The following is a 5,669-nucleotide window of genomic DNA, read 5'->3' as shown; positions in this document are numbered from 1 at the left end:
GCCGACTCGGCTGTCGGGCGAGAAGGCACGTAGGTTGGCCTGCCGTGTGGTCGGCGCGAGAATGGAAGTGAGCCCGAGCCGCCGAGCGGCTTCCCCAGGGGATGCTTCCTTCCAGGACGCTTCGCGGTCGCGAAGCTCGAGGCCGTTAGGCGGCGGAGTTGGGTCCACATGCCCGTATTGGCTGCGTCCAGCAGGAAATGGAGAGAGTCTTACCCCGGCGCCGTAGTTGGGATTCTGGCCTTGCAAGGGCTTGTAAACCCCGATCAAGACCTCGCCTTAGTCCGTTGCGCGACTCGCCTTCGCGACGAGACCCGGTCTAGGTACGCTGGCGCCGACCGCTCATCCCTACGGGCCATCCCGGCCCTCCGGGCGTATTCCGAGTACTACAAGCACTTTGGCAAGACCTACCACGTCCAACTCCAGCTGGAGTCGATTCTGTTCAAGGGGAAGGCCATTACAGGCCCAAGCGCCATTGTGCATGCGATGTTCATTGCGGAGCTTCGGAACTTGCTGCTCACGGCAGCCCACGACCTGTCCGAACTCCAAGGCGGCTTGATCGTGGATGTGTCGGTTGGGGAGGAAAGATGCACATTGCCCGGCGGGGCTGAGCAGGTGCTCAAGCCGAACGACATGTATATCCGAGACGAAGTCGGGGTTCTCTCAAGCATCATTCTTGGTCCAGTCCAACGAGCTCGCATCACTCCTGAGACCCGTTCGGCGATCTTCACTGTCTACGCGCCGTTGGGAATAGGCGCCGAAAAGCTTGATCGGCACCTTTCTGACCTTGAGGCAGCTGTCCGGCTGTTCTCCCCGGAAGCTCAGGTTGAGGATCGCGCACTGATTCGGGCGGAGTAGCGATTCGTGGAGCGCCGGGTCATTCACCGATATTCTGGAGCATTTCGCTGCCGAACAACTCGCTGATGCCCTGGACTGTTCGTCCAGGACAGGCTGATCCGGCGTGGTGGGGCTTGATTAGAGCTTGTCCTGCCCGCCGGGATGCCTCACAATCCAGATGTGTCTGCCCGCTTCCGCTGGGCAGCACCCTTGCCAAGCCCGCACATCGTCCCGATGTCCTTCGGGAAGGGCGGGTGTAGCTCGAGGCCGTTGGGCTGCTTGTTCACTGATGGTCGATTCCACACACACGCCAGGCACTGCCGAAGGGGAGTGTGGCCCTGTACTCGTAGGGGGCGCGGGGAACTCATTGCCGGCTGTAGAGAGGTCTCATGACTGGACTCATTGGCTGCTTGTCTCTTCTTCTGGACATCGGTATCTTGGCACTCGGCGTATGGGTACTAGCCAAAGGCTCACTCCCCGCCCGCCTGCTCAACCCGTTGCTTGGCAAGGGGGAATGCCGAACAAACGCACGAACCGCCCGCCTCTTTGGATCGCTGCTAGCTGTCCCCTTTGTCGGTCTTGTACTCGCCGTTGTTTCGACGGAAGCAGCCAACGAACAAGTAGCTATTCTCGTCTCCACCTTTCATCTCATTGTGTTACTGGTGGTCATCTTGATCGGAGTGATGTGGGCTAGGCAAATCAGGAATACAGCCAATGCACTTAGGTAGGTGGCCGGCGACATCGTGAGACCTACCATGCGCTTCCCATTGCGCCGCTGGCAGGCGTCGCATCTCACATGCATGGGCTTTCGAGCCTCAATCTCTCACACCCAAGGATGCGGCCCAACAGCTCGATGGAGCCGACTCGGCCAGCCGGGTGTTTGGCTTCGGCGCGATACTAGCCTTGGCTGGCCGGGTCGGCTCCTCTCGAGGCCGTTGGCTGACCTTGCATGAATGAGACAGACCTAGCCAGATGGGGACTGCAGTGACCAATCGGCAGCCGAACAACCGTTTCGCCGAACTTCCGACCCCGCTGCTAGCAGTTGCCTGCCGGCGTTTGAGCCTCCCCATTCGCGTTCGGGCAGCAGGCGCTTGTGGCTGAAGACCTGACCGAGATGGGCATTCCCTATCTGTGTCCCTACCGGCTGGCTCGGGAATGCGAAAACCCCAAGCCGGCCAACGGTTCACTGACCGTATCGATTCCATGAACTCCCGCAACTATCCACACTCCACTGCCCACGGTCTATGGTCCACTGGAGGGAACCCATGAACAAGCACCGTTTCCCATTCCATCGGGTGTTCATCCTATGGTTGGCGGTGATCACCCTGGTTGGCTGTAACCTTCCGAGCGGAGGAGGCGCCGGCCCAATGGTATGGATTGACCGCCCTCTGGATGGAAAGAGCGTTCCCCTGGCGCCGCTCGTTCTCCAGGCGCACGCCGCCGATGCCGATGGGATATCGCAAATCGAGTTTCTGGTCTTCGACAGTCTGATTGGCGGTGTGACAACGGGGGGAACGCGTCTGGAGGAGGCCAGTATCGAATGGACCCCGCCCGGGCCCGGCATGTACACGCTCAACGTCCGTGCCATGGATACGCAGGGAAATACCAACGCGCGCACCCTGGCCAGCGTGCAAATCACCGTCAGCGGCGGGACGCCGACACCGGCAGCGGCGCTAACGACCTCCGGGCAGTGCACAGCCGAGACCTTGGCTGCGCCATTGCTCATTTCTCCAGCGGATGGCACAGCCGTGACAGGAGAACCTTTGTTGACCTGGTCTTATCCAGATGCATCCTGTCATCCTGATAGTTACGCGGTTGATATTTCGAGCGATTCATCCTTCACTGACATCAGCTTGGGCTTTGGTACGCTGGACTACAACGAGACCAGCCGGGGATGGCCACTGCCAACCGGGCAGTGTTACTACTGGCGGGTGAAAGCCTATGTGCCGGATGTTAATGGGCCGCCCTCTCCTGCCTGGAGTTTCTGCCTCACCGCTTCGGCCACCGCCACTCCTTCCGCAGCCACCCTAACCTTGCTTAAGACCGCCAACTGCCGCCAGGGACCGGGAACGGCTTATGATTCCGTAGACGCCCTCCTGCAGGGCACTTCGGTCGCTATCGAAGGACGCAACGAAGACAGTTCCTGGTTTTGGGTGCCGAAACCCTCTGGTAGTGGACGATGCTGGATTTCTGCCAGCGTAGGTACGGCCAGTGGAAGCTGGCAAGCCTTGCCGATCATAGCCGCCTCGCCCCTGATCGTCACCGTCACTTCGGCGCCACCAGACGACCTAACTCCACCCGAAATCTCCGACCTGAGCGCCAACCCAACCATCATCAGCGTGGCGACCCAATGCGGCGACACCCCGCCAACGACGATCATCCGCGCCCGCGTCACCGATCCCGGCGGCATTGCCCGTGTGATTGCCCGCGTTTCGGGAGTGGGTGAGTTCGATATGTCGCCGGTCGGCGACGGCTACTATCAGGCAATCCTCGGACCCTTCGGCGAGGCCGGAACGCTTTCGGTTTTCGTCCAAGCACAGGATGACTCCGGCAATACCGCCACCAGCGCGCCGATCAGCGTGCAGGTTGTGGCTTGCCCGGGATAGGAAGGAGATTGCCATGAAGACTCCGTCCGGTTGTGTCAAGTTGGGGGTCATCCTAACTCTGTTGTTGGGAGCCCTAGGGCTGGTTGCGGGGTGCGCCTTTGTCTTTGTCGGCTACTCCTTGCGCCAGCAGAGGCAGGTCCGTGCGCAATTTGCCCCGCCCACCGTCCTTGTGACCGATCCGGCCTCTGGCGTATCAGCGCCTGCGGAAAGCTATCTCGGCGTGTCCGCCACTGCCATGGGGATGAGCCCGATCATCAGCGTTGAGTTGTGGCTGGATGGCGAATTGAAGGAAACCCAGAGCAGTGACCAACCCGAGGGACTCTCCCCTTTCTATGCCAACTTCGGACTCCTTGTGCCGTCTGAGGGGTCTCACATGCTCTTTGTGCGCGCCGTGGATGCCAATGGGGTCATTGGTCAGAGCCTGCCCATCAGCGTGGTCGGCGAGCCGAAATCGAGCCAGGAATTTCTGGCGGTTACAGTCCAGGAAGGCGAGACTCTGGAAGGTATTGCGAATGCCTCCGCTACCAGTCCTGAAATCCTTCAAGCTTTGAATCCCGGTTTGGGGAGCCAGCCTCCCACCGGAACTCTGGTCAAGGTGCCGCTCCCGCCTGCGGAGGGGCCACCGGCCAGCCCCAGCGGGCCGTCCCCCGCGCCCGGGAGCGTGCCTGTCGAGATCCCGAACATCGCCATGCTCCAGAGCGCATCTGAGAAGTCCCCTGGCTTGTTGCCTTCCGGCCTGTTTCTACCGGAGCCATTTGCGGGGAAGGTCGGCCCCCCTATCGCTCCCACGGGCTTGCAGGCTGAGGTGAAGGGCTGCAAGGTAATGTTGCGCTGGAATGACCATGCCGATACGGAGGACAACTACTACGTCTACATGGTCCCCGTGAACTTCCACGGCTTTGCAGTGCCGATTGCTTATTTGAAGCCTTCCCCCTCCACCGGGCCTGCTTGGCATGAGTTTCAGCCGACAGTGGGAGGCGCAGTCAGTCTGTGGGTAGAGGCCGCCAATTCGTATGGCGCACAACCCAGCAACGTTGCCTGGGTGTACATCCCCTACGATTCCGGATGTCCCCCAACGGTAGCCCAAGATTTGGATGTCACTTTGCTCGACATGAGCGTCGCCACGACCATGGACAACGCTTACTGCTATGTCTCCTTCGAGAACAATCCCGAGCAGCGCATCCCTATTCAGGAGAATGTCTTCCTCCTGCTCCAGGATGGCAAGAGTCACGGCCCCATTGGCGCTGCGTTCTTCGTCATCCCCATTCCCAAAGATGACTCGCTTGACTTGAGCGGAGTTTGCTATGGGTGGTCGGGCGATTCCTTTCGAGAACTCGGTTCGTTCAGCGATTCGTTTCCCCCAGGTACCTGGAATGGCGACAGACAGACGCTGCGGTGGAACGGCCACGAGATTGGCCTATCCGTCAAGCCACGGACGGGATGGCTGACAGGAACACAAGTGATCGGCTCCACCACCGACCCAACGCTGCCAGTGCCGTATGATGTGCTCGAAGAGCCTTGGAATGTATCCACATCTCCTCCGAGCAAGCTCTTGCGCTGGAAGTGGGATGGCGACCCCAAGAAGATCGATAGATTCGAGATCTTCTTGAATGGCAAACCCTACAATTACGCGTCCGCTGACGAACGCGCAGAGCATGTTCAACTACCGAATGAATGTGGTAATGCGGTGCGCTGGCAGGTTGCCGCCAGGGCAGGGGAGGCCCTATCGTACCTAAGCGAACCGATACAATACGACCAACCTCCCTGCCAGAGATACCTCAGAGTGCGCTTTGACGAGATCTACTTCAAGTGGACAGATGACGGTTTCAAGATCAAGGGATTCCCATGCGAGACACTCAGTGCCTACTTCCACCTCTCGGTCAGGGATGTAACCAGGTACTTCTGGGGAAATGGTCACTTCATGCCAATCAAGTGCGGTAAACCCTCCTTCTCGACCCTGACAGGCGGGCCAGGCGGGCCCTACACTGCGTTGTATGGACCTAGCCCTTATGAGATTACCATTCCTCTCGCTCCAGATGAGGATGTTACCGCCTTCTGGATTCGAACCAGGTTCTGGGATGATGGCGATGATCCGTTCGGCCTCCACTCTGAGCATCCGCCCATCCAGGCAAGTCCATATGAGAAGTGGCCCAAGTGCTATGAGACCTTCACCACAGGAGCATCCACTACGGATGAGGCCAAGTCCTATCTGACATTCACTCTGGCCGT

4 protein-coding genes are annotated in these 5,669 nt (G+C 59.6%); all 4 read left to right on the top strand.

Annotation, left to right across the window (positions count from 1 at the left end):
* The first annotated feature begins 240 nt into the window (after positions 1–240).
* The gene (locus MUO23_13970) at positions 241–855 is read left to right on the top strand and encodes a hypothetical protein (GenBank protein ID MCJ7514058.1); all 615 of its coding nucleotides are present in this window, start codon (positions 241–243) and stop codon (positions 853–855) included.
* A gap of 368 nt (positions 856–1,223) precedes the next feature.
* A complete protein-coding gene (locus tag MUO23_13965; GenBank protein MCJ7514057.1) occupies positions 1,224–1,562 on the top strand; it encodes a hypothetical protein in 339 nt (112 codons plus the stop codon).
* Positions 1,563–2,099: 537 nt separating this feature from the next.
* Positions 2,100–3,440 carry an Ig-like domain-containing protein gene (locus MUO23_13960; GenBank protein MCJ7514056.1) on the top strand — a complete coding sequence of 447 codons (1,341 nt, stop codon included), beginning with the start codon at positions 2,100–2,102 and terminating at the stop codon, positions 3,438–3,440.
* Between the two features lie 13 nt (positions 3,441–3,453).
* Positions 3,454–5,669 (top strand): LysM domain-containing protein (locus MUO23_13955; GenBank protein ID MCJ7514055.1); only part of this gene is annotated, 2,216 nt, incomplete at its 3' end.

It is taken from the genome of Anaerolineales bacterium (assembly GCA_022866145.1).
Taxonomy (GTDB): Bacteria; Chloroflexota; Anaerolineae; order Anaerolineales; family E44-bin32; genus PFL42.
The sequence above is the reverse complement of the archived record's forward strand: the minus strand, read 5'-3'. Positions and strand labels throughout refer to the sequence as shown.